Consider the following 21,516-nt stretch of genomic DNA (forward strand, 5'->3'; position numbering starts at 1 on the left):
TAGTGATATTCGACAGTGGTAGTCAACGCCGCCCGGACATGGCCGGGCAGGGCATCCGGGCGGCGTCGACGGTCTTGGTGGAGTCAGTACTTGCGTTCGGGCAGCACGGCCGCGGCCTGCTGCTGATCGAACGCCTCGTCCGGGGTGACCACACGCGGCGGCACCGGCTCGCCGGCCACCACCTTCTTGGCCAGGTCCATCAGTTCCGGCCCGAGCAACGGGTTGCATTCCACGATGTAATTGAACTTGCCGTCGGCCAACGCCTGCATGCCGTCGTGGGTCGCATCCACGGCGACGATCTTGATGTCCTGGCCCGGCTTGAGGCCGGCGGCTTCGATGGCCTCCATGGCGCCCAGACCCATGTCGTCGTTCTGCGCGAACACCAGGTCGATCTTCGGGTTGGCCTTGAGGAACGCCTCCATGACCTGCTTGCCGCCGGAGCGGGTGAAGTCGCCGGTTTGGGAGGCGATCACCTTCAGGTTGGGGTTCGCGGCAATGGCCTTGGCGAAGCCGGTGTTGCGCTCGATGGCGGGATCGGCACCGGTGGTGCCCTCGAGCTGAACGATGTTGACCGGACCGGGGGCGGACGCGTACTGCTTCACCACCCAGTCGCCCGCGCGTTGGCCCTCCTCCACGAAGTCCGCCCCGAGGAAGGTCTTGTAGACGTCCTTCTCCTGGGTGTCGACGGCGCGGTCGGTCAGGATGACCGGGATGTTGGCGTTCTTGGCCTCGAGCAGCACGGCGTCCCATCCGGTGCGGACCACCGGGCTGAAGGCGATTAGGTCGACCCGCTGCTGAATGAACGAGCGGATGGCCGAGATCTGATTCTCCTGCTCACCGTTGGCGTCGGAGAACTTGAGGTCGACGTCGGCCGCCTTGGCCGCGTCCTGGATGGACTTCGTGTTGGCGGTCCGCCACCCGCTCTCGGCACCCACCTGGGAGAAGCCCATGGTGATCTGGCCATCGCCCGCGCCGCCGCCCGAGCCGCTGTTGGGTGCGGGCCCGCTGCCACACGCTGCGAGTACGCCTGCCGTCGCGATGCTCAGCACCGCGGTCAGAATCTTCTTCACCACAACTCCTTCGTTGTCTTTGGTTGCCGAACTCGGACCGTGCCGGGCATGTTCGGCAGGACCCACGGGGTGCGGGAGGCTGCGGCAGACGATGTGACCGGCGTTACACGCTGGGGATGTTAACGCTCACATTCGTCGGGTGTCAACACTTTGTTAGCGCTCACATTCGGTGCCCGTCCGGGCTTGACAAAGCCGTGAGCCGCGTCACAAGATCTGAATGTTAACGCTCACATCATTGGCGGTCGGTTGTGCGATCGCGATGGGAAGCCGGAACCAAAATCGGAGGACTTCATGCGTAAGGGCTTTGTTCGAGTAGGGAGCGCGCTCGTCTGGGCGTTGATGGTGGTGGTGGCGCTCACCAGTGCCGGTTGCGGCCGCTCGACGACGGAGGAACCGGCCGCCAGCGGGGGCGAACGTACGGGGACGGTGGGCATCGCGATGCCGACGAAGTCGTCCGAGCGCTGGGTGGCCGACGGTGACAACATGGCCGAGCAGTTCAAGGCGCTCGGCTACGACACCGACCTGCAGTACGGCGACGACGTCGTGCAGAACCAGGTGTCGCAGATCGAGAACATGATCACCAAGGGCGTGAAGGTGTTGGTCATCGCCCCCATCGACAGCTCGTCGCTCACCGACACGCTGCAGCGCGCCGCGGACGCCAAGATTCCGGTGGTCAGCTACGACCGCCTGATCCGCGGTACCGAGAACGTGAACTACTACGCGACCTTCGACAACTTCAAGGTCGGCGTGCTGCAGGCCACCTACATCACCGACAAGCTCGGCCTCGCTCAGGGCAAGGGCCCCTTCAACATCGAGTTGTTCGCCGGCTCTCCCGACGACAACAACGCGACCTTCTTCTTCAAGGGCGCGATGAGCGTCCTGCAGCCGTACATCGACAGCGGCAAACTCGTCGTCAAGAGCGGCCAGACGTCCTTCGACCAGGTGGCCACGCTGCGCTGGGACGGCGGGCTGGCACAGTCGCGGATGGACAACCTGCTGAGCAAGGCCTACACCAGCGGCCGGGTCGACGCGGTCCTCTCGCCGTACGACGGCATGTCGCTAGGCATCATCTCGGCCCTGAAGAGCGCGGGCTACGGCATGCCGGCCAACCCGCTGCCCATCGTCACGGGCCAGGACGCCGAGCTGGCGTCGGTCAAGTCGATCATCGCCGGCGAGCAGACGCAGACGGTGTCCAAGGACACCCGCGAGCTGGCGAAAGCGGCTGTGCAGATGGCTGATTCGCTGCTCACCGGCGGCAAGCCCGAGGTCAACGACACCACCACCTACGACAACGGCGTGAAGGTCGTGCCGGCGTTCCTGCTGCAACCGGTCAGCGTGGACGCGTCCAACTACCAGAAGGTGCTGGTCGACTCCGGGTACTACACCGCCGGGCAGTTGGCGTGACGGTCACCGAGACCGCGCCACTGCTCGAGATGCGGGACATCACCAAGCGATTCGCGGGTGTCACGGCGCTGTCGGAGGTCAACCTCGCCGTGCGCCGTGGCGAGATTCACGCGATCTGCGGTGAGAACGGCGCCGGAAAGTCGACGCTGATGAAGGTGCTCAGCGGCATCTACCCGCACGGCAGCTACGAGGGCGAGATCCTCTTCGACGGCCGACCCGGCGACTTCAAGGACATCCGGTCCAGCGAGCGCCGCGGTATCGGCATCATCCATCAGGAGCTTGCGCTGGTTCCGGTGTTGTCCATCGCGGAGAACATCTTTCTCGGCAACGAGCATTCGTCGGCCGGGGTGATCAGCTGGCACGAGACCATGACCGACGCCGCTCGGCTCCTCGCCAGGGTCGGCCTGTCGGAGAGCCCGCGCACCAGGATCGCGGACATCGGCGTCGGCAAGCAGCAGCTGGTCGAGATCGCCAAGGCGTTGTCCAAGAAGGCCAAGCTGCTGATACTCGACGAGCCCACCGCGGCGCTCAACGACGAGGACAGCAGGCATCTCCTCGACCTCATCGTCGAGCTCCGCGACCAGGGCCTGACATGCATCATCATCTCGCACAAGCTCAATGAGGTGATGCGGGTCGCGGACACCATCACGATCCTTCGCGACGGCCGCACCATCGAGACCCTGGCCGTCGGTCCCGAACTGACCGAGGAGCACATCATCCGCGGCATGGTGGGGCGCGACATGACCGACCGCTTTCCCGAGCGGGCCGATCACCCGATCGGCGACGTCACCTTCGCCATCGAGGACTGGACCGTCTTCCATCCACTCGACCAACAGCGCAAGGTGGCCGACGGCGTCTCGATCAACGTCCGCCGCGGCGAGGTGGTCGGGCTGGCCGGGCTGATGGGCGCCGGCCGCACCGAGCTCGCGATGAGCGTCTTCGGACGGAGCTACGGCAAGAAGGCGGGCGGCACGGTCTTCAAGGACGGCAAGGAGATTCGCACGCGGACGGTGCCCGAGGCCATCAGCCACCGGATCGCCTACGCCACGGAGGACCGCAAGCACTACGGGCTCAATCTGATGGATGACATCGCGCGCAGCGTGACGCTGGCCTCGCTGCAGAAGGTCAGCCGGGCGTCGGTCATCAACGAGCACGAGGAGACCGTGGTCGCGGAACGCTTCCGAAAGGACATGCAGATCAAGGCCGCCTCGGTGCGGGCGACCACAGGCAACCTGTCCGGCGGGAACCAGCAGAAGGTGGTGCTGAGCAAGTGGATCTACGCCGACCCCGACGTGCTCATCCTCGACGAGCCGACGCGAGGTATCGACGTCGGTGCCAAGTACGAGATCTACACGATCATCAACGACCTTGCCGCCCAGGGCAAGGCGGTGATCGTGATCTCGTCGGAACTACCCGAACTGATCGGTCTCTGCGACCGCATCTACACCCTCAACGAGGGGCGGCTCACCGGCGAGGTGGCCCGCGCGGACGCGAAGCAGGAGACCCTGATGCGCTACATGATGAAGGGACGCAGCTAGATGACCACCACCCCCACGGTGAGCACCGCTTCGAGCGCGCCGACGCCGTCGCGCCCGCCCACCCCACCGGGTGGACGGCTCCGTGCGGTGCTGCAGGGCAACTTCCGGCAGTACGGCATGGTGGCCGCGCTCGCGGTGATCGTCATCCTGTTCCAGGTCTGGACCAGTGGCATCCTGCTGAAGCCGTTGAACGTCACCAACATCGTCCAGCAGAACGGCTACATCCTGATCCTCGCGATCGGGATGGTCATCGTCATCATCTCCGGTCACATCGACCTTTCCGTCGGCTCGATCGCCGGGTTCGTCGGGGCGATGTCCGCCGTTCTGATGATCAAGAACGACATGCCGTGGCCGGTCGCGGTGGCCCTGTGCCTGGGGCTCGGTGCGCTGATCGGTGCGTGGCAAGGGTTTTGGATTGCCTACGTCGGCATCCCGTCGTTCATCGTGACCTTGGCGGGCATGCTGGTGTTCCGCGGCGCCACCCAGTATCTGTTGGAGGGGCAGTCCATCGCGCCGTTCCCCCGCAGCTTCAGTCAGGTCAGCAGCGGCTTCCTGCCCGAGATCGGCGGCCCCGGGCTGTACCACTGGCCCACCGTCATCCTCGGGCTCTTCGTCATGGCGGCCGCCGTGTGGCAGCAGGTGCGGCAGCGAAGGACGCAGTCGCGCTACGGTTTCGAGGTCTCACCGCTGGGCTGGTTCGCATTCAAGTGCGCGGCCATCGTCGCCGCGCTGGCCGCCTTCACCCTGCTGTTGGCCAGCTATCGCGGCGTGCCCGTGGTCGGCATCATCCTCGCCGTCGCGTTCGTCATCTACGCCTTCGTAATGCGAAGCACGGTCTTCGGCAGGCAGGTGTACGCGGTCGGCGGCAACGAGGCGGCCGCACGGCTGTCCGGCGTCAAGACCAAGCGGGTCACGTTCCTGGTCTTCGTCAACATGGGCCTGCTGTCGGCACTGGCCGGGCTGCTATTCGCGGCGCGGCTGAATTCCGCCACCCCGCAGGCCGGTATCGGCATGGAACTCGAGGCCATCGCCGCGGCGTTCATCGGCGGTGCGTCGGCCAGCGGCGGTGTCGGCACCGTGCTCGGCGCGATCATCGGCGGCTTCGTCCTCGGCGTGCTGAACAACGGGATGTCGCTCATCGGCATCGGTAGCGACGTGCAGCAGGTGATCAAGGGTCTCGTCCTGCTGGCCGCCGTCGGCTTCGACATCTACAACAAGAAGAAGGGTGGGTCATGACGTGCCGAACGACCACATCGCGGATCGCTTCGCCCACGACATCGTCACCTTCATGCGCAACTGGGCGCCCTATGGAGGGCCGCCCGCCGACGAGGTGCTCCCCGCGTTCGGCTTGACCCGGGATCAACTCGTCCAGCGCTATCAGCAGATCCTCGCGGTCGAGGCGACCCGGCGGATGCGCGGTTACGCGGGCGTGCGGCCCACTACTCGCCTCGCCGCGGACACCGAGCGGTGACCGGTCAGGCAGATTCGGTTCCCGGCTCCGGTTCGCTGCGCCCCGCCATCGTCGTGTAGTCCTCCTGCACGGTGTCGCCGTGCTGGTTGAAGATCCGGCTGCGCAGGGTGAGGACGTCGGCCCCGAACGCCCGTCGCAGTGAGTCGATGCGGATCTCGCAGTAGAGCTGGTCGCCGGCCTTGATCGGCTGCAGGAACTTCAGGCCCTGTTCGGCCTGGATCAGCTTCTCCTCGAAGATCGGGATGTTGGCGTGCTCGAAGAACGCCAGCTGCGCGCGGAGGCCCAGGATGGAGACGAAGGTCAGAGGGGCCAGGATTGCGTCGTGTCCCAGCGCGCGGGCGGCCTCGTCCTCGTAGTACGCCGGGTCGGTGTGCTTCACCGCGCTGGCGTACTGCCGAACCGCCTCCCGACCGACCTCATAGTGATCGGGGTACAGGTACGTCATGCCGACGATGTCTGGTGACAGGGCCATGGTCCCCAAACTTAGCCGGTATGCACCGGTGGGCACCGGTTTCGTCAGCGAAGGCGAAGGGTATCGCCAGCTCATGACATCTTCGGAGCAGCCAAACGAGAACGACGAGATCGTGACCACGCCAGCCACACCGGGTGCCCAGGCGCTGCCGACCAGCGCGCCCGATCCGGACGCCGGCGACGACGCCGCCGCCGAATGACGGTGTCAGGAATATCGGCGCCCCTGGCACCGTTGGCGAGCACATGACTGACAACACCGAGTTGAGCCCCACCGACTGGGTCCGCGAGCAGACCGAGCGCATCCTGGCGCAGGGCACCACGGACGGCGTCGAGGTGCTGGACCGGCCCATCGTGCTGTTCACCACCACGGGCGTGAAGTCGGGCAAGCAGCGGTACGTGCCGCTGATGCGCGTCGAGGAGAACGGCCGCTACGCGATGGTCGCCTCCAAGGGCGGCGATCCCAAGCACCCGTCCTGGTACTTCAACGTCAAGGCCAACCCCACCGTCACCGTGCAGGACGGCGAGCAGACGACGACGCTCACCGCGCGTGAGGTCGACGGCGATGAGCGCGCGCACTGGTGGGAGCTGGCGGTCGCGGCCTACCCGCCGTACGCCGAGTACCAGACCAAGACCGATCGACAGATTCCCGTCTTCGTCCTGGAGTAGTTCACCCCTCCGGTGCTGACGGTGCCGCTACGACTTCGCCTCCATGGCCATCAGCACGGACGAGCGGCGACCCACTGCCTCCGATGGCGGTGCAATTTCCGGAGTGCGGAACTTGTGCTCGGACGAGGTCTCCGGCGCGTCGTCGGACGTGGCCGTGAGAAACCGATCTGGCAGGGCCAACTTCAGAATCGTTCGCAGGGTGAGCAGGTACTGGCGGGTCAACGCACCCGTGGTGTACGGCAGATCGTAGGTTGCGCAGACAGCCCTCACCCGCCGCGAGATCTCGGCATAACGGTTACTGGGAAGGTCGGGGAAGAGGTGGTGCTCGATCTGGTAACAGAGATTGCCGCTCATGAAGGCCATGGTGGGCCCTGCGTTGAAGTTCGCCGTTCCCAGCATCTGGCGCAGATACCATGCTGGCTTCGTCTCGTCTGCGAGTGCGGCTTCCGTGAACTTCTCTGCGCCGTCGGCGAAGTGCCCACAACAGATCACCACGTAGGCCCACACGTTGCGGAGGAAATTTGCCGTCGCGTTGGCCTTCAGCGTCCGACGCCATCTGCGCCCGCTGAACAGGGGTAGAAGCACGTAGTCCTTGCCCACCTGACGGGCAGTCTTGCGGGCAAAGGCGGCGACGGTAGCGGAGTCAGTGGTGGCCGCGCTCGCACGTTCCCGCTCGGAATGGAGGTCGTGAAGCGCAATGCCCCACTCAAAGGTCAGCGCCATCAGCATGTTTCGCAAAGGCTGCGTCAGATTGGCGACTCTCCACTGTTCATCGCGGGTCACCCTCATGACTCCGTAACCGAGATCTTCGTCGACACCGACGACGTTGGTGAAGACGTGATGGCGGTAGTTGTGCGAATAGCGCCACTGCGACGACGGGCCCACCATGTCCCACTCCCAGGTGGTGGAGTGAATCTCGGGATCGTTCATCCAATCCCATTGTCCGTGCCCGATGTTATGGGCGAGCTCCATGTTCTCGATGCTCTTGGCGACAGCCAGTGCAGTGGTTCCCACGGCCCAACCAAGCCTGCCCTTGCTCAGGCCGATCGTGAGTCGTGCGGCGATGTCGAGGCCGCGTTGCAAGAGGATCGTGCGACAGATATAGGCGCGATCCTGCTCGCCCCGAGAGTCCTCGACGTCAGCGCGAATTTCGTCGAGCTCGGCCGCGAACGCCTCGAGGTCCGCAGTGCTGAGATGGGCGTACTTGGCGACGTCGGTGATGGCCATGAGGTGCCTTTTCTAGGATGCTCGCCACCATCGGGAAGCCGGGAAGCAAGACGAGCAAACACACTTGCGTCGACCGGGGGCCAGGGGGCCAGGGAGTCGTCTGACCCTTCTTGTATGCCCATCCTGATGCCGTCAAAACTGCGCGTGACAGCGTTCACAGCTGCGGACATCACATGCGCAGGTTTACGACCGAAGTTGGCAGGCTATGAGTAATGCCCTTGCCGCCCAGGGATTCTCCACTAGGCCCAGCAATGATCCGTTGATTTGCGAGCCCTCCACCGCCCTCGATTTGGAACGGAAGCTACTCGCAGGTAACCTCGGCGACGTTGGTGCTACAGACTGCTGGCACCGATCCGTCTAGGCAATTTGCCTCGGCGCCAGACTTCATTCGACCAGTTCATGACCGCCTGCGATCAGGCCCCGCCGCAAATGCGGCGGTCAAGCGGCAAACACCAAATTTCTGCAAGCCCGATCACTGCTGCGGTCACGCTGTCGCGTCTGCGCCCATGGAAAGTTGCCAGCTCACTGCCGGTTCACCCTTGAACCGGCGTCCGTAGAGGAGTACTACATGACCACGAACAATCCCACCGCGCATGGTTCCACCACCGCGAACCGGCCTGCCGCGCCGATGGCCCACAGCTCGGCCGAGTCCCATGCCGTGCGAGTCCCAGCGCGTCGCAGCGACGAAACCAAAGTGGCCTTCAAGACGACCGAGTTCATCGTCTACGTCTTGGCCGTCATCGGCGTTCTGATCGCGTCGTTCGTCGTCAGCACCACTGACGCGCACGAGGACTACTTCAGGGCCGACCGCGCGTGGTTCTACGTCGTGCTGCTGACCATCGGCTACATGGTGAGTCGTGGCCTGGCAAAGTCCGGCAGCCGCCACAGCGACGACGCCTAACCCGACTAGAAACGACTACCCCCGCCAGCGCACTGTCGCGTTGGCGGGGGTAGTTGCGTTGTACTACAGCGGCATCCGTATTCGCTGCCGTGCTCGATGGGACGTGGCCGGTGTGGAGCCTGCGTCACCACCTGTCCATCAACCCCGCAACCTGCAGTAGGTAGAGGACCGCGACGGTGAGGAAGATGGCAATCAGCACGCCCACCACGACCATCCCCCCCACCATCGCAGGGGTGAACCTGCTCCGGGGCGGTGGGTCCTGGTTGGCCGTTGCCGACGTCGACCCCGAATCAGGGGGAGTCTCACCGGGTTCGACGCCGTGCGCGCTCCCCACGGTGGGCATCTCGACGGGATCGGGGTCTGGCGGTACTGCGGTCATCGTGTGACGAACGTATCGAGCATCTTCATGATTAGCCTCCTGTAGCCCTGGTCTAGGGCGCATCCCCGCCGCCCGGGACCCTCAAACTCGCAAGGTCCGCCGAGAGCGCCACAGAGGTGGCCTATTCCTTATCGTGACCTTATCTTTTCCTTAGCTTTCTTAGACGAGGTGTACCGTCGGCACCATGAATCACTCCCGAATCCGAACAGTGCTGGTGACGGGCGCGTCGAGGGGCATCGGCGCGGAGGTGGCTCAGCAGCTCGCCAGCCCGGACACCCACGTCATCGTGAATTACCGACAGAAGACGGACCGGGCGGAGGCCGTCGCGCAGACCATCCGCGAGGCAGGCGGCCTCGCGTCGACGTTGGGCGCCGACATCTCCGATGAGGCCGAACGGGTCGCGATGATGGCAACGATCGCTGCGCGATTCGGCGGCCTCGACGCGCTCGTCCTGAACGCCTCGGGCGGCCCCGATCTGGGTACCGACCCCCAGTACGCGATGCGCCTCAACCGGGACGCGCAGCGTCACCTCGCGCAGCTCGCCGTACCGCTGATGCCGGCGGGCGCGCGCATCGTGTTCGTGACCAGCCACCAGGCTCACTTCTTCCCGAACAAGGCTGTGCCGAAGGGTTACTCGGCCGTCGCCGCGAGCAAGCGGGCGGGAGAAACGGCGCTCTACACGATGCGGTTCGTCTTCAGTCGGTCTGGCGTCGGCCTGACCGTGGTTTCCGGGGACGTGACCGATGGAACGAGTGTCGTGCCGACCGTGGACGAATTCGCCCGAGCCATCGTCGCTGCGACCATTGCCAAGAACCCGCCGGGAATCGTGTACGTGGGTTCGGCCGACTACCGCATGACCGCATAAGCGAATTCGTCATTCAATGCGTCGCTACTCGGCGCATTGCCTTTGTTCGAATTGCCGAACGCCGTCAAAAGGCTCGAATTGCCGACGATTCGATCAAGAAATGATCTCGCCGGACGCATGGGGCTCCATACTGGGCAGTGGGTCTCGAGCTGCTGAAAGACGTTGGAATCGAAGGGTTTTGTCACTGCGCGGCCACGGGGCGGTCACAGTTCGACTCATTACCTGCGGACGCGATAATTAGCGCGCGTCACCTCTGGACACCATTTACGCGCTGCTATACCGTTCGGGTGAAGAATTGCAACAGTGTCATTCAGGAAAGAAATGAGGAGGTCGATGGTGACGATTATCTTTGATCGTTCCGCTATCAAGATAGTCGCCGGCGCAGGACTATGCGCGGTCGCCGTGGCCTTGAGCCCGCAGGCCGCGGCGGTGCCGTTGCTCACGGGTGGAACGAACTGCGTTGAGGATCTTGCGGGCGGGTTCGCTCCTGGCGGCGGTGCACCGGCTGCCGGTGGCGGAGCCGTGGCGGGCGCCGGCGGTGGCGGTGGCGGCGCGCCGTGTAGCGCCCCGGCGGTCCAGTCGGCGGGGATCGTGCCCGCCGCACTGCCGGGGCCGGTGCCCGTCGCGGCACCCGTCCCAGTCGCCGCACCGATCCCGGTCGGCGCACCAGTCCCCGTCGGCGCACCGATCCCGGTGGGCGCACCAGTCCCCGTTGGGGCACCAGTCCCGGTTGGCGCACCCGTGCCCGTCGGGGCACCCATCCCGATCGGCGCACCGATTGCCGTGGCAGCCGGCGCCCCGGCGGCCGTACCGGGAGCGGTCATGGCGCCACTCACCGAGATGGGCGGCGCGGCAAAGGACAAGGGCGCGATGAACATTCAGCCGCCCTCTGGAGACGGTGTGACACCTGGAGTGCCGCTCCTGCCCGGCCCGACGGGCTGATCCGCACCTGCAATTCCCCCGACTGCACGCTCGTCGAATACCAACGACGAGCGTGCAGTTGGCGTTTGGCGTCAGACCGACGTCCGGGCCCGGAACGCGCCTGTATCCAGGTGTGCCTGGAACTTCGCGCTATGCGCGTCCTCGACACCAGGGTCGCCATTCCGCTAGTCGAGCGTCGAATCCACGACCGTGGTGCAGCAATCGCGGCCGGGACCCACCGTTGAGCTTCGACATCGACACCAGGGTCGCCAGATCGCGCGCCGACGGCCAGAGCCACGACCGTGGTGCAGGGAACGTGCATAGCGCTTCATTCGGGCACATCCCGAAAGGAGCTATCCCGCAGCCTATTCCTGGACGATGACGGGGTCGCCGACCTCGACGGTGTTGAAGTACCACTCAGCGGTGGTCGGGTCCAGGCTGATGCAGCCGTGGCTGACGTTCTCGAAACCCATTGCGTTGACCGCCCATGGTGCCGAGTGCACGTAGAGGCCTCGCCGGGAGATGCGCACGGCATAATCCACCGTTAGCAGATAGCCGTCGGGATCGGTGATCGGTATGCCGACGCTACTGGAGTCCATGATGACGTCGCGATCCTTCGAGAGGACCGTGTAGGTGTCGACGGGCGTCGGATACTCCGGCCGGCCCATGGAGGCCAGCAGCACACCCTGCTCGCCTGCGTGCGGAAGATGGTGCGGCGCAGGGCCGGTCGCGACGCCGTCGACCGTCACGGTGAACGTGTGCTCGGAGATGTCCGCGATGCCGACGACTGCGGGACCCGTGTCGAATTCCGTGGTCCGGTTGCCCACCGACAGCATGATCGTGCTGTGCGCCGGCCAGTATCGGTCGGGAACCCACTGCACCACCGTGTCATTCAGCCACTCGAAGCTGCCGGTCATGCCGGTGGTCGACGTGACGTCGATGGCCCGTTCGGCGGCGGCGCGGTTGGAGATGGGTTGGTTGAAGGTCACCACCACGGGGTGAGCCACGCCCACCCGTTCGCCGGGGGCCGGCGAGATCGACTCGATGGGCGAGCCCAACGGAAGGCTGGCCGCCATCGTGTCGACGTCCGTCCCACTCCCGGCCACGCCCGTGGACACCAAACCGACCGCTATAACGAATTGAATGACCGCTCGCATCAACCGATCCCGTTGCATTTGACCAACACGTCATTATCGGTTGTCACCGTACCGGCTGATGAAGCCCGAACACGCATGCACGCGTTGACATTTCGGTCAAGCCTTCGTCACGGTTCGGCCACGGGATGGAGTCGGCCGCGGCTCCTCCGCTACAGGTCCACGACACGCCCGCCGTCGACCACCCAGGACCGGTCCAATCGCACGTTCTGCAGCATCCGGCGGTCGTGGGTCACCAGGAGTAGCGCACCGTCGTAGCTCTCGAGCGCCTCCTCGAGTTGCTCGATGGCCGCGAGGTCCAGGTGGTTCGTCGGCTCGTCAAGCACCAGGACGTTCGTGCCTCGGGCCTGCAGCAGGGCCAGGCCAGCGCGGGTCCGCTCACCGGGCGACAGCTCGTCGACCGCGCGCTCGACGTGGTCGGCTCGCAACCCGAACTTGGCCAACAGCGTCCGCACGTCGGCCGTCGTCCAGTCCGGCACCCGCTCCTCGAAGCGGTCGACGAGGCGGCCCGCACCGGAGAACTCGGCGCGGGCCTGGTCGATCTCACCCACCGCGACGTTGGCACCCAGGCTCGCGCGCCCCTGATCGGGCAGCCGGCGACCCAGGAGCAGCCGTAGCAGGGTCGACTTCCCCGCCCCGTTCGAGCCCGTGATGCCGATCCGCTCGCCGGCATCGACCTGCAACGAGACCGGGCCCAGGACGAAGTCGCCCTGCCGCACGACGGCCTCGTCGAGGGTGGCCACGACCGCGCTCGAGCGCGGCGCCGAACCGATGGTGAACTCCAGCGTCCATTCCTTGCGCGGTTCGACGACTTCCTCGAGCCGGGCGATCCGACTCTCCATCTGGCGGACCTTTTGCGCCTGCTTCTCACTGGATTCGGTAGCGGCGCGCCGCCGGTTCTTGTCGTTGTCGGGGGCCTTGCGCATCGCGTTGCGGACACCCTGGCTCGACCATTCCCGCTGAATGCGGGCTCGCGCCACCAGGTCTGCCTTCTTGTCGGCGAACTCGTCGTAGTTCTCGCGGCGGTGCCGGCGGCCGACCTCGCGCTCCTCCAGATAGCTCTCGTACCCGCCGCCGAAGACAGTGGTGGTGTTCTGTGCCAGATCCAGCTCGCAGACGCGGGTCACGCTGCGGGCCAGGAACTCTCGATCGTGGCTCACCAGCACGACACCTCCGCGGAGGTCGCGGACGAAGTGTTCGAGGCGCGCGAGTCCGTCGAGATCCAGATCGTTGGTGGGCTCATCGAGCAGGACGATGTCGAACCGCGACAGCATCAGCGCCGCCAAGCCCACCCGCGCTGCCTGCCCACCCGACAACGCGGTCATCATCGTCGAATCCGGGCGTAGGGCTTCGGAATCGAGTCCCAGGTCGGCGAGAACGGCGGGCACGCGTTCGTCGAGGTCCGCCGCGCCGGTGGCGAGCCAGTGGTCCAATGCGGCGGAGTAGGCATCGGCGGGATCAGCACCCGCGGAACTGGGTTCGGCCAATGCGGCGGCCGCCGCCTCCATGATCCGCGTCGCTTCGGTGCATCCAGCGCGGCGGGAGATGTAGGCGGCAACCGTTTCTCCCGGCACTCGCTCGTGCTCCTGCGGAAGCCACCCCACGAACGCGTCGGCCGGCGCGAGATTGACGGCACCTTCGAGCGGTTCGAGCACGCCGGCCAGGATCCGCAGCAGCGTGCTCTTGCCGGCGCCGTTCGCGCCGACGACTCCGACCACGTCGCCCGGTGCCACCGTCAGGTCGAGCCCCTCGAAGAGGGTGCGGTGGGCGAATCCGCCCGCCACGTTCTTCGCGACGAGCGTTGCGGTCATGGGTCCATGGTCTCACCACGGGCGCCACACCCCGGCGCCCGTGGGCGCCGGGGTGTGGGTTACACCGCGAGCAGGCGGTCGAGGAAGCCGCGATAACGCTTGAGGGCAAGGCGGAGGTCTTCGGTGCTGGCCTCTTCACCCCGACTCCACTGTTGTTCGAGGCGTGAGCGGGCGTCCGTGAAGCCCGAAGTGAGTTGGGTGACGACGTCCGCCACGAGGCCGTCCGCCTTCTGGACGCAGTCTCTGGGATCGTCGACGAACCCCGCTTGCACGGTGTCCCATCGGGCGCGCAACCCAGCAAGCTCGTCGTCGGCGAACAGCGACCCGTCTCGCGTCGAGTCCGTCTCGGATCTCGCCGCGTCCGGCATGTCGGCGTGCTGGGCGGTGTGTGACGCGTCGGGGTCGGCCCGGCCATCTCCGAAGTCGTCTCGGTTCACCGGTGGGGTATCGACGACGTATCGATCAGTCGCCGCGGCCTTCGGCCCAACCTCTCGGAGGGTAGGAACGTCTTCGAGACGTCGGTCGTCAGTGGTCATGCGCGTGTCTCCTGTGCTGTTTCGGTGGGCCGTGATCGGGTGGTGTCGGCGTCCCGCTCGAGAAGCCGTTCGAACAGTGCGCGGTAGTGAACGAATGCCTGGCGCTGCTGTTCGGTACCGACGTCGCCGCGCCGGTGTGCAAGGTGAATCGCGTGGGCGGCTCGGTAGTTCTCCACCACCGTTGGATGGTCGACCGAGACGTCGGCGGCCCGCTGTTCGAAGTCGTCGACCGGGTATCCGCGCTCTCGCATGACCTCGGTCACGAGGTCGTCTGCCTCACCGACCGCGCTCGTGGGGTCGTCGACGAACGCGGTCTGGACGGTCTTCCAACGGCTCGTGTATTCCTGCAGCGCGGTGGATGTCAGCGGCACGATCTCCAGCTCGTCGCGCTTCCGCTCACGTTCGACGAGCTCCCGCTCGGCCGCACCGTGATCTCCGGATGCGGCCACGGCCCGGTCGTACTCGGGTCCGAACCGCTCCTTGAGGTGGTGGGTTCGCTTTCGTCGGCCCGTCACCAGGGCGACGGCCAACACCGCCCCGGCGATCACCACCATCGCTACGATGACCAGCCATACCCAATCAGGCATGAGATCTTCTCCTTCTCAGTCGAGTTCGGTTGTGGCTCAGTAGTAGTGGCGTCGACCGCCGACGGCGCGCCCCGCGGTTCCCATGATCGCCAGGATCACGCCAACGACGAGCAGGATGACCCCGACCACCAAGACGAGGTGAGCAAAGGCAAAGGCGGGGACGAGGCTGGGCAGAATGAGCCCCAGCACGATGAGGACGATCCCGAGAACGATCATGGCGAACCTTTCGATGAGACGCCGCGAAGGGGCCGGCGGGTACACGATGGCTGGGCGGATGCCTGGCCTGTCACCAATAGAAGACCCTTTAGGGGGGTTCCAATACACCCTTAGGGCGGTACCTTCGAGCCATGCCCCCACCACAGGACGGTCCCATTACCGTGGCGCTCGTCGACGACTACGACGTCGTCGTCATGGGGGTGGCCAACATGTTCGACCGCTACCGCGATCGCGTCGTCGTCGCCGAACTCGACACCACCATGCCCGTCGACGACACGGTGGACATCGTGCTGTACGACTCGTTCGCCCAGCCCGAGTCCGATCATCACGAAATCGGTGTGCTGGTGGCCAATCCGCGTGCCCACCGAGTCGTGGTGTACACCTGGAACTTTCACCCCGACCTCATCGCGAGCGCCAAAAAGCATGGGGCACACGGCTATCTGTCGAAGACACTGCCCGCCCGAGACTTGGTCGCCGCACTGGAAGCCGTGCATGCGGGCGAACTCGTGGTCAGCGACCCGCCGCTGCGCGCGCGGAGCGCACCGGGCCTTGACTGGCCCGGTCGCGGGGAGGGGCTCAGCGATCGCGAGTCGGAGATCCTTGCGCTCATCACCCAGGGCAAGAACAACGCCGAGGTCGCCCAGCTGACCTACCTCAGCCCGAACACCGTGAAGTCATACATCCGGTCGATCTACCGCAAGATCGACGTCGGCAGCCGCACCCAAGCCGTCCTCTGGGGTGTCAAGCACGGCTTCACCCCCGACCACAACCGGATCGAGCACTGGAAGGGCGGCCCGTAGTCCCGGCCGTGGGAGTGCGCGCTATTGGCCCGCGTTGCGGGCGAGGTCGATGGCGTACTGGTTGACGAAGCGCCCCGCTCCGGGGTTCCCGCGACCGCAGGACCCGTCGGACTCGCCGGGACGCTTGACCCACAGGAAGGCGTCGACGTTCCCGTTCCCGGTGGCCGTCGTGGGCGGGCTGCCGAGCGCACGTCCGCTGGGATTGCACCAGTACAGCGGGTCACCCTCGACGGGTCCCGCGCCGTTGCGCCCCGTGTCGATCACGTACGGCTTCCCGTTGGTCAGCCCCGAGATCGCGTCGCCGTAACCCATCTCCTCGGCGGTGGTGAAGAAGTTCGCGGTGTTGAGACTGAAGCCCCTGGCCTTGGCGACGCCGACCTGGTTGAGCATGCCCGCCATGTCGTCGGCGCTGACCCAGCGCGAGTGGCCTGCGTCGACGTACACGGCCGTCGCCGGGTTGCGGGTCAGCGTGTCGACGGCGTAGCTGATCAGGTCCAAGCGTTCCTGGCGCTGATCGCCCGAGAGACAGCCGGCCATCGCGAGCGCGTCGGGTTCCAGGATGACGGCCGCCGGGCCACCGCCAATGGCACCTGCGACGCCGTCGATCCACCCGCGGTAGGCCGCCGCCGACCCGAACCCGCCTGCGGCGAAGCTGCCGCAGTCGCGATGCGGTATCCCATAGAGGGACAGCAGTGGGATGGTGCCGGCAGCCTGGGCCGCGGCGATGTACTTCGCGTCCACGGCGGGCGTGGACAGCTGGTCCATCCAGTACGCCTGGGGCGTGTTCGCGATGGCGGTCAACGCCGGATTCGGCGGATCGGTGGCCCTGGCAGCGCGCATCGCCGCCGAGTCGGGATTGACGTAGAGCGGCAGTCCGGCCAACGGGTTGGCATCGGCGGCGAGGCGCATCGCCGGGGCCGGGCCGCCGACGAGGCCCGTCATCACCACGGCCGCAACCGTCAGCAGGGGGGCGATCCAACGTGCGGCTGCACCGGCAGCTGAAGACTTCACCTTCGGGAAATTAGTGCCTCGAAGGACCCAACGCCAATCACTCCTGGCGGTGTGGGTACCGGGGGCGGGAACATGGGGACCATGCCCGAGGGGACGTGGTGGTGCCGCAACTGCCAGCGGGGCGCTGATGGCGGCCGCTAGGGACGACGATCGACTGGTCCTTCGCCGCGACCCCGGCGACGCCGGACGACGCCGCGTGATCGTCTCTCTGCACGGTAGCGGCTTCACCGCCCCCAACCACGAGGCGATGATCGATGCGGCCGAACTGTCTCGACGCGGTGCGCTGGTTCTCACGCCTCAGGCCTTGATCCCGTTCCGGTACGGAGACGGGTTTCCGGCGGGATTCGGCTGGAACGTTCCCGGTTCACCGTTGCCCGGCGAGGACGCGGCACGCGAGGAGCCCGACGACGTCGGCTACGTCTCCCGGCTTCTGGCGACGATCCGGCGTCGCCATCCCACCCTTCCCGTTCACCTGCTCGGGTACTCCGGCGGCGCGCGACTGGCCTCTCACGTCCTCGCGAGCGATCGGACTCCGACGTCGGCCGGTCTCGTCGCCGGCGCCGTGTTCCCCCCGACCGGCGCACCGGCCGTCAGCCCGTTGCTGGTGATCCACGGCCGGCGCGATGACGTCAATCCCTACGGCCATGGTGACGGTGCCCGCTGGCCCACCGGGATTCAGCGAACCACCGAGTCGTGGGCCGGCGCCGGCGCCGGCGCACGCCTGCAGGAACTGGAGCCCGGGGTGGTCGAGCAGCGTTTCGCCCCCCTCGCGCCGTCGGGCGCCGTCGTCCGTCTGATCAGTCTCTACGACGTGGGACACACCTGGCCGGGTACCGACGACTCACGATGCTTGCGACAGTTCGGTCCGGCCGGAACGTGGTCGGCGACGAGGCATCTGAGCACGTTCTTCGCCGGGTTCGATCGACCGGCCCACCCCACCGAGGAATGACGGCGGTCACCCAGCCGCGGTGGCCCTGACGCCGAGCGGGGTGTGGCCCGTCCAGCGATTCAACGCGCGGTGAAAGGAATTCGGATCGTCATAGCCCAGGAGAAAGGCGACAGCACCTGGCCTTCTGCGCTCGCAGATCGCGCCAACGCTCCCGCAACATGCGCCAGTCCTGCTTGGCGCGACGGCTTAGGCTGGCATCGCCGACCCACGAGGAGAATCACATGCCAGAAAAAGCCGACTTCGACGCGATGAACCGGAAGGTCATCGAGGAGTTCAGGAAGACCGGCGGCACGGCGGGTGGCATGTTCGAGGGCAAGCCGCTGGTGCTCGTGCACCACGCCGGGGCGAAGTCCGGGGTGGAGCGGATCGCCCCGCTGGTGCCGTATCTCGACGGAGGTCGCATCTTCATCTTCGCGAGCAAGGGCGGCGCCGACACCAATCCCGACTGGTATCACAACCTGGTGGCGAACCCGGGCACCACCGTCGAACTGGGGTCGGAGACGTTTCCGGTGACCGCTCGCGTGCTCACCGGTGCCGAGCGCGACGACGTCTACGCCAAGCAGGTCGCGGTCGAGCCCCAGTTCGGTGACTACCAGCGCAACACCACACGCGTAATTCCGGTCTTCGAGTTGGAGCGCATTTCCGACTGAAGTGTTGCCAGCCAACGTCTTTCGTGGTTGATCGCAGACACCTGGCCGTCTGTTGCGCCAGCCGCGGGCATTTGACGTTTGTCGCCTCCGGGTGCGGGTAAGCGTGTAAGTACCGCTGGCTTCCAGAAACGTGAGTCCGTCGGTTGAACAACGCAAGGGGCGCGTACTCAGCTACGTACACCCAACGACTAGTCCCGCGTGCGCTGACATGCGACAGTCCTCGACTCGACGTCGACCCCCTAGGAGAATTCGTGTACCTGCACACCCAGCAGCTCATCAACGAGATCGTCGCCGACGAGCCCGATCCGGCCGCGGCCAACGCGCTACAGGAAGGTCTCGGCGGACAGTTCGGCGAGATGCGCACGATGATGCAGTACCTGTTCCAGAGCATCAACTTCCGAGGCGACCCCGTCTCCAAGCCGTACAAGGACCTGATCCAGGGCGTCGGCACCGAAGAGATCAGCCACGTCGAGCTCATTGGCACGACCATCGCGCGGCTCCTGGACGGCTCCCCCGAGTACAGCGGCAAGAAGACCGACCCGGTCGACGAGCCGGGCGCCAAGGGTGCAACGCCGTTGAAGATTGCGCTGGACACCAGCAACATTCACCACTACCTGGTCGGCGCCCAAGGCGCGCTGCCGGTCGATGCCGCCGGGAATCCGTGGAGTGGCTCGTATGTCTACAACAGCGGCAACCTGGTCCTCGACCTGATGTACAACCTCATGCTCGAGTCCACCGGTCGCCTGCAGAAGTGCCGGATCTACCAGATGACGGACAACAAGACCGCCCGCGCCACCATCGCGTACCTGATCGTTCGCGATCAGGCGCACGAGAACGCGTTCGCCAAGGCACTCGAGAGCTTGGGCGTCAATTGGGGTGCGGCGCTTCCCATTCCGAAGACGAATGCCGAACAGTTCCCAGAGGTGAAGAAGCTGCTCGACATGGGGCTGCAAAGCATTCAGTACACCTTCAGCGCGGATGACGAGAACCAGGCGGCGAAGCTCTATCGCGGCGCCTCGCCGTCCAACGACGGTGCGGAGCTCAGCACCGCCGTCATGCCCGAGGGGTTCCCCATGACCATCGCGCCCGAACGGCGGGAGGAGTTCGCCCCCGGCCTGGACAAGGAGCTGCTGGCGCTCATTCAGGCGACCGCCGAAGCCGAGATCGCGGCGAACAACGGCTAGGCCAGCAATTAGCAACCAAGGGGTGGGCGGCGCCGCGCGTGCCGCCCACCTCGCTGCGCCGCCATCGTCGACGCGCAGCGTGACTCCAGAGACGTTGGGCGCGTGGGTGATCAAGTGCAACCCGCGCATGACGCCCGTCGATCCGATGCGTGCGGCTCGAGAGGCCAAACCGCTCTGGTGCATCGCCGACAACTACCGCTCCCGGCTCATACGGCCCGGCCAGCGGGTGCTCTTCTGGGTAAGCGCGCACCCGCTGCGGGGCCTGTGGGGTGCTGGACGGGTCATTGGTGACGTCACATGCGATCAAGGCAAACTCCATGTGCCCGTACACATCCCGTTGTTCCCCGCACCGGTGACGGCCGCCGAACTGTCGTCGGTCCCGGCCCTGCGCTCGATGGAGGTCTTCCGCGCCCCTCAGCAGGCCAACCCGTCGTGGGTGAGCACGACGGAGCTGGCGCTCATCGAACCGCTGCTCCCCCGGTGAGGCCGTCGAATGGAACCGTCATCCGGCGCCGCGCACACTCTCGAGTGATCGCTCCACTCGAGGAACAGCCTCCGACGTCAGCACTCGAGGCCGCGCGTTAGTGTTCGTTGGTCGGTCTCAGCGAACAAGCCGATAGAGGAGTTGGGCACACTCATGACCGCAGCACCGGAACCCTTGGCGCTTGAATCGCGGGTCGGGCACTACTACCAGATGCACGACCCGTACCTGGTCGGACGCGAGAAGGTCCGCGAGTTCGCCCGCGCCGTGCAGTGCTATCACCCGGCGCATTGGGATCTGGCCGCAGCCGCGGCGCTGGGGTACTCCGACCTGGTGGCGCCGCTGACCTTCACCTCGGCACCGGCGATGGCCTGCAATCAGCGCATGTTCGAAGCGGTGGTCGTCGGCTACGACATGTACCTGCAGACCGAGGAGGTCTTCGAACAGCACCGCCCCATCGTGGCCGGTGACGAACTCCGAATCGACGTCGAACTGACCTCGGTGCGCAGGATCGCTGGTCGAGACCTGATCACCGTGACCAACACCTTCACCGACGCCGCCGGCGAACGGGTGCACACGCTGCACACCACGGTCGTCGGCGTGACCGCCGAGGACGTCGACCCGGCGATCAGGTCGGCCGTGCAGAACGTGATGATGCACGACGTCAACATGCTGGGCGTCGACGAAACCCACGACGGCTACCAGAAGACGGTGCGCCCCGAGGGCGAGTCACGGATCGCCGAGGGCGGCACCACCCGCACGCCGGGATCGGCGTCATTCGAGGACGTGAAGGTCGGCGACGAGCTACCGGTTCACCACGCGCGGCTGTCCCGTGGCGATCTGGTCAATTACGCCGGTGTGGCGGGCGACGCCAACCCGCTGCACTGGGACGAGGCCATCGCCAAGCTGGCCGGCCAGCCCGACGTGATCGCCCACGGCATGCTCACGATGGGTTTGGGCGCTGGCTTCGCCGCGTCGTGGTCCGGCGACCCGGGCGCGCTCACCCGCCTGGCGGTGCGGCTGTCCGCACCCGCGATCGTGCCGGCTACCGGCGGCGCGGACATCGAGTTCAGCGGCCGCGTCAAGTCACTGGACCCGGCAACGCGCACCGGGGTGATCATCGTCGCCGCGAAGTCGGCAGGCCGGAAGATCTTCGGGCTGGCGACTACGGACGTCCGCTTCCGCTGACCGAGGCGGCCACGTGGCGTCAGGGGACGTCGGCCC

25 protein-coding genes are annotated in these 21,516 nt (G+C 66.2%); 15 read left to right on the forward strand and 10 right to left on the reverse strand.

What is annotated here, in order from left to right; all coding sequences use genetic code 11:
- Nucleotides 1-83: 83 nt before the first annotated feature.
- Nucleotides 84-1,070, reverse strand: a complete 987-nt coding sequence (locus QUE68_RS28220) for an ABC transporter substrate-binding protein (protein WP_286274826.1) — start codon at nt 1,068-1,070, stop codon at nt 84-86.
- A 291-nt stretch (nt 1,071-1,361) separates the two neighbouring features.
- Between QUE68_RS28220 and chvE the strand changes: the two genes are divergently transcribed.
- Genes chvE through QUE68_RS28240 form a run of 4 tightly spaced genes read left to right on the forward strand, consistent with a single transcriptional unit; the run spans nt 1,362 to nt 5,483 of the window.
- The gene (gene chvE, locus QUE68_RS28225; RefSeq protein WP_286274827.1) at nt 1,362-2,474 is read left to right on the forward strand and encodes a multiple monosaccharide ABC transporter substrate-binding protein; all 1,113 of its coding nucleotides are present in this window, start codon (nt 1,362-1,364) and stop codon (nt 2,472-2,474) included.
- 29 nt (nt 2,475-2,503) lie between these two features.
- Nucleotides 2,504-4,012, forward strand: coding sequence for a multiple monosaccharide ABC transporter ATP-binding protein (gene mmsA, locus QUE68_RS28230; protein ID WP_286275961.1), 1,509 nt, complete (start codon nt 2,504-2,506; stop codon nt 4,010-4,012).
- Nucleotides 4,013-5,248, forward strand: a complete 1,236-nt coding sequence (gene mmsB / locus QUE68_RS28235) for a multiple monosaccharide ABC transporter permease (RefSeq protein WP_286274828.1) — start codon at nt 4,013-4,015, stop codon at nt 5,246-5,248. It abuts the gene before it with no gap.
- A gap of 1 nt (nt 5,249) precedes the next feature.
- A complete protein-coding gene (locus QUE68_RS28240; RefSeq protein WP_286274829.1) occupies nt 5,250-5,483 on the forward strand; it encodes a hypothetical protein in 234 nt (77 codons plus the stop codon).
- A 4-nt stretch (nt 5,484-5,487) separates the two neighbouring features.
- Here the strand turns inward: QUE68_RS28240 and hadA are convergent, their stop codons facing one another.
- Nucleotides 5,488-5,955 (reverse strand): (3R)-hydroxyacyl-ACP dehydratase subunit HadA, encoded by a 468-nt coding sequence (gene hadA, locus QUE68_RS28245; RefSeq protein ID WP_284230210.1) that lies wholly within the window; start codon nt 5,953-5,955, stop codon nt 5,488-5,490.
- A 73-nt stretch (nt 5,956-6,028) separates the two neighbouring features.
- Between hadA and QUE68_RS28250 the strand changes: the two genes are divergently transcribed.
- A complete protein-coding gene (locus QUE68_RS28250; RefSeq protein ID WP_286274830.1) occupies nt 6,029-6,154 on the forward strand; it encodes a hypothetical protein in 126 nt (41 codons plus the stop codon).
- 43 nt (nt 6,155-6,197) lie between these two features.
- Nucleotides 6,198-6,620: a nitroreductase family deazaflavin-dependent oxidoreductase gene (locus QUE68_RS28255; RefSeq protein ID WP_286274831.1), complete on the forward strand. Its 423-nt coding sequence runs from the start codon at nt 6,198-6,200 to the stop codon at nt 6,618-6,620.
- Between the two features lie 27 nt (nt 6,621-6,647).
- Here QUE68_RS28255 and QUE68_RS28260 read toward each other — a convergent pair whose 3' ends face one another.
- On the reverse strand, nt 6,648-7,847 hold the full coding sequence (locus tag QUE68_RS28260; RefSeq protein WP_286274832.1) for a fatty acid desaturase family protein: 1,200 nt from the start codon (nt 7,845-7,847) through the stop codon (nt 6,648-6,650).
- 568 nt (nt 7,848-8,415) lie between these two features.
- Between QUE68_RS28260 and QUE68_RS28265 the strand changes: the two genes are divergently transcribed.
- Nucleotides 8,416-8,748 (forward strand): hypothetical protein, encoded by a 333-nt coding sequence (locus tag QUE68_RS28265; RefSeq protein ID WP_286274833.1) that lies wholly within the window; start codon nt 8,416-8,418, stop codon nt 8,746-8,748.
- Between the two features lie 124 nt (nt 8,749-8,872).
- Here QUE68_RS28265 and QUE68_RS28270 read toward each other — a convergent pair whose 3' ends face one another.
- Nucleotides 8,873-9,127 (reverse strand): DUF6480 family protein, encoded by a 255-nt coding sequence (locus QUE68_RS28270; protein ID WP_284230218.1) that lies wholly within the window; start codon nt 9,125-9,127, stop codon nt 8,873-8,875.
- Nucleotides 9,128-9,311: 184 nt separating this feature from the next.
- On the opposite strand from QUE68_RS28270, the gene QUE68_RS28275 reads away from it, so the two are divergent.
- Entirely contained in the window at nt 9,312-9,992 is a 681-nt protein-coding gene (locus QUE68_RS28275) for an SDR family oxidoreductase (protein WP_284234460.1), read from the forward strand.
- A gap of 321 nt (nt 9,993-10,313) precedes the next feature.
- On the forward strand, nt 10,314-10,934 hold the full coding sequence (locus tag QUE68_RS28280; protein WP_454786446.1) for a hypothetical protein: 621 nt from the start codon (nt 10,314-10,316) through the stop codon (nt 10,932-10,934).
- A gap of 344 nt (nt 10,935-11,278) precedes the next feature.
- Here QUE68_RS28280 and QUE68_RS28285 read toward each other — a convergent pair whose 3' ends face one another.
- The 5 genes from QUE68_RS28285 to QUE68_RS28305 all read right to left on the reverse strand — a co-directional run bounded on the left by QUE68_RS28285 (nt 11,279) and on the right by QUE68_RS28305 (nt 15,217).
- Nucleotides 11,279-12,070, reverse strand: a complete 792-nt coding sequence (locus QUE68_RS28285) for a L,D-transpeptidase (protein ID WP_286274834.1) — start codon at nt 12,068-12,070, stop codon at nt 11,279-11,281.
- 149 nt (nt 12,071-12,219) lie between these two features.
- Nucleotides 12,220-13,878, reverse strand: a complete 1,659-nt coding sequence (locus QUE68_RS28290) for an ABC-F family ATP-binding cassette domain-containing protein (protein WP_286274835.1) — start codon at nt 13,876-13,878, stop codon at nt 12,220-12,222.
- A 59-nt stretch (nt 13,879-13,937) separates the two neighbouring features.
- The gene (locus QUE68_RS28295) at nt 13,938-14,414 is read right to left on the reverse strand and encodes a hypothetical protein (protein WP_286274836.1); all 477 of its coding nucleotides are present in this window, start codon (nt 14,412-14,414) and stop codon (nt 13,938-13,940) included.
- Nucleotides 14,411-15,001 (reverse strand): hypothetical protein, encoded by a 591-nt coding sequence (locus tag QUE68_RS28300; protein ID WP_286274837.1) that lies wholly within the window; start codon nt 14,999-15,001, stop codon nt 14,411-14,413. Before QUE68_RS28300 ends, QUE68_RS28295 begins: the two co-directional genes overlap by 4 nt.
- Nucleotides 15,002-15,037: 36 nt before the next feature.
- Nucleotides 15,038-15,217 (reverse strand): DUF6131 family protein, encoded by a 180-nt coding sequence (locus QUE68_RS28305; RefSeq protein WP_284230232.1) that lies wholly within the window; start codon nt 15,215-15,217, stop codon nt 15,038-15,040.
- Between the two features lie 131 nt (nt 15,218-15,348).
- Here QUE68_RS28305 and QUE68_RS28310 point away from each other — a divergent pair, with 131 nt between their 5' ends.
- Nucleotides 15,349-16,017: a response regulator transcription factor gene (locus QUE68_RS28310; RefSeq protein WP_284230233.1), complete on the forward strand. Its 669-nt coding sequence runs from the start codon at nt 15,349-15,351 to the stop codon at nt 16,015-16,017.
- A 21-nt stretch (nt 16,018-16,038) separates the two neighbouring features.
- Here QUE68_RS28310 and QUE68_RS28315 read toward each other — a convergent pair whose 3' ends face one another.
- Nucleotides 16,039-17,157, reverse strand: coding sequence for a glycoside hydrolase family 6 protein (locus QUE68_RS28315; RefSeq protein ID WP_455013547.1), 1,119 nt, complete (start codon nt 17,155-17,157; stop codon nt 16,039-16,041).
- Here QUE68_RS28315 and QUE68_RS28320 point away from each other — a divergent pair.
- The 5 genes from QUE68_RS28320 (at nt 17,156) to QUE68_RS28340 (ending at nt 21,480) form a co-directional block, all read left to right on the forward strand.
- On the forward strand, nt 17,156-17,977 hold the full coding sequence (locus QUE68_RS28320) for an alpha/beta hydrolase family protein (RefSeq protein WP_286274839.1): 822 nt from the start codon (nt 17,156-17,158) through the stop codon (nt 17,975-17,977). The two genes, QUE68_RS28315 and QUE68_RS28320, sit on opposite strands and share 2 nt — an antisense overlap.
- 221 nt (nt 17,978-18,198) lie before the next feature.
- A complete protein-coding gene (locus QUE68_RS28325; protein WP_284230237.1) occupies nt 18,199-18,627 on the forward strand; it encodes a nitroreductase family deazaflavin-dependent oxidoreductase in 429 nt (142 codons plus the stop codon).
- Between the two features lie 251 nt (nt 18,628-18,878).
- Entirely contained in the window at nt 18,879-19,811 is a 933-nt protein-coding gene (locus QUE68_RS28330; RefSeq protein WP_286274840.1) for a manganese catalase family protein, read from the forward strand.
- Nucleotides 19,812-19,833: 22 nt separating this feature from the next.
- Nucleotides 19,834-20,295 (forward strand): EVE domain-containing protein, encoded by a 462-nt coding sequence (locus QUE68_RS28335; protein ID WP_286274841.1) that lies wholly within the window; start codon nt 19,834-19,836, stop codon nt 20,293-20,295.
- Between the two features lie 153 nt (nt 20,296-20,448).
- The gene (locus QUE68_RS28340; RefSeq protein ID WP_286274842.1) at nt 20,449-21,480 is read left to right on the forward strand and encodes a fused (3R)-hydroxyacyl-ACP dehydratase subunits HadA/HadB; all 1,032 of its coding nucleotides are present in this window, start codon (nt 20,449-20,451) and stop codon (nt 21,478-21,480) included.
- Nucleotides 21,481-21,516: the final 36 nt, after the last annotated feature.

Source organism: Mycolicibacterium sp. TUM20985 (genome assembly GCF_030295745.1).
Taxonomy (GTDB): domain Bacteria; phylum Actinomycetota; class Actinomycetes; order Mycobacteriales; family Mycobacteriaceae; genus Mycobacterium.

What these genes read in the sequence shown, in the direction of transcription:
- chvE (WP_286274827.1), top strand. Translation starts at nt 1,362, where the DNA reads ATGCGTAAGGGCTTTGTTCGAGTAGGGAGCGCGCTCGTCTGGGCGTTG.
- mmsA (WP_286275961.1), top strand. Translation starts at nt 2,504, where the DNA reads ATGCGGGACATCACCAAGCGATTCGCGGGTGTCACGGCGCTGTCGGAG.
- mmsB (WP_286274828.1), top strand. Translation starts at nt 4,013, where the DNA reads ATGACCACCACCCCCACGGTGAGCACCGCTTCGAGCGCGCCGACGCCG.
- hadA (WP_284230210.1), bottom strand. Translation starts at nt 5,955, where the DNA reads ATGGCCCTGTCACCAGACATCGTCGGCATGACGTACCTGTACCCCGAT.
- QUE68_RS28250 (WP_286274830.1), top strand. Translation starts at nt 6,029, where the DNA reads ATGACATCTTCGGAGCAGCCAAACGAGAACGACGAGATCGTGACCACG.
- QUE68_RS28255 (WP_286274831.1), top strand. Translation starts at nt 6,198, where the DNA reads ATGACTGACAACACCGAGTTGAGCCCCACCGACTGGGTCCGCGAGCAG.
- QUE68_RS28260 (WP_286274832.1), bottom strand. Translation starts at nt 7,847, where the DNA reads ATGGCCATCACCGACGTCGCCAAGTACGCCCATCTCAGCACTGCGGAC.
- QUE68_RS28265 (WP_286274833.1), top strand. Translation starts at nt 8,416, where the DNA reads ATGACCACGAACAATCCCACCGCGCATGGTTCCACCACCGCGAACCGG.
- QUE68_RS28270 (WP_284230218.1), bottom strand. Translation starts at nt 9,127, where the DNA reads ATGACCGCAGTACCGCCAGACCCCGATCCCGTCGAGATGCCCACCGTG.
- QUE68_RS28275 (WP_284234460.1), top strand. Translation starts at nt 9,312, where the DNA reads ATGAATCACTCCCGAATCCGAACAGTGCTGGTGACGGGCGCGTCGAGG.
- QUE68_RS28280 (WP_454786446.1), top strand. Translation starts at nt 10,314, where the DNA reads ATGAGGAGGTCGATGGTGACGATTATCTTTGATCGTTCCGCTATCAAG.
- QUE68_RS28285 (WP_286274834.1), bottom strand. Translation starts at nt 12,070, where the DNA reads ATGCGAGCGGTCATTCAATTCGTTATAGCGGTCGGTTTGGTGTCCACG.
- QUE68_RS28290 (WP_286274835.1), bottom strand. Translation starts at nt 13,878, where the DNA reads ATGACCGCAACGCTCGTCGCGAAGAACGTGGCGGGCGGATTCGCCCAC.
- QUE68_RS28295 (WP_286274836.1), bottom strand. Translation starts at nt 14,414, where the DNA reads ATGACCACTGACGACCGACGTCTCGAAGACGTTCCTACCCTCCGAGAG.
- QUE68_RS28300 (WP_286274837.1), bottom strand. Translation starts at nt 15,001, where the DNA reads ATGCCTGATTGGGTATGGCTGGTCATCGTAGCGATGGTGGTGATCGCC.
- QUE68_RS28305 (WP_284230232.1), bottom strand. Translation starts at nt 15,217, where the DNA reads ATGATCGTTCTCGGGATCGTCCTCATCGTGCTGGGGCTCATTCTGCCC.
- QUE68_RS28310 (WP_284230233.1), top strand. Translation starts at nt 15,349, where the DNA reads ATGCCCCCACCACAGGACGGTCCCATTACCGTGGCGCTCGTCGACGAC.
- QUE68_RS28320 (WP_286274839.1), top strand. Translation starts at nt 17,156, where the DNA reads ATGGCGGCCGCTAGGGACGACGATCGACTGGTCCTTCGCCGCGACCCC.
- QUE68_RS28325 (WP_284230237.1), top strand. Translation starts at nt 18,199, where the DNA reads ATGCCAGAAAAAGCCGACTTCGACGCGATGAACCGGAAGGTCATCGAG.
- QUE68_RS28340 (WP_286274842.1), top strand. Translation starts at nt 20,449, where the DNA reads ATGACCGCAGCACCGGAACCCTTGGCGCTTGAATCGCGGGTCGGGCAC.